1 protein-coding gene is annotated in these 393 nt (G+C 56.0%); it reads right to left on the minus strand.

Features of this window, described 5'->3' with window-relative positions; all coding sequences use genetic code 11:
- Window positions 1–393 (minus strand): hypothetical protein (locus QP415_RS10860; protein ID WP_285100066.1); only part of this gene is annotated, 393 nt, incomplete at both ends.

The following is a 393-nucleotide window of genomic DNA, read 5'->3' on the forward strand; positions in this document are numbered from 1 at the left end:
GTTTGCGCACGCGACGCAGCCTCACTAGCAGAACCCGCAAGCTTCGCCGCAGCAGTCGCTTTAGAATCCGCCTCAGACGCAGCCTTCTTAGCCGCCTCAACCGCGTTCTTAGCCTCAGGCAACTCACGATTAAACCGGTCTATTTCGTCGCCCATTTCGACCATGTCGCCGCGTAAATGCTCTGCACTATTTTTAGCGTCGTCAGCAGTATTAGACGCAGAATCCGCCTTGGTTTTGGCCTCCTCCGCAAGCCGTTTAGCGTTATCAGCCTGCGACGTCGCCACGACAACCGACTTTTTTACCTCGTCTGTTGCGCCTAACGCTTTAGCAAGCTCACCATCAACGCGGGCCTTCTCCGCCTCAAACTGGGAGGCTACCCGGTTAGCGTTCTCA

Source organism: Pauljensenia sp. UMB3104 (assembly GCF_030217285.1).
GTDB lineage: Bacteria > Actinomycetota > Actinomycetes > Actinomycetales > Actinomycetaceae > Pauljensenia.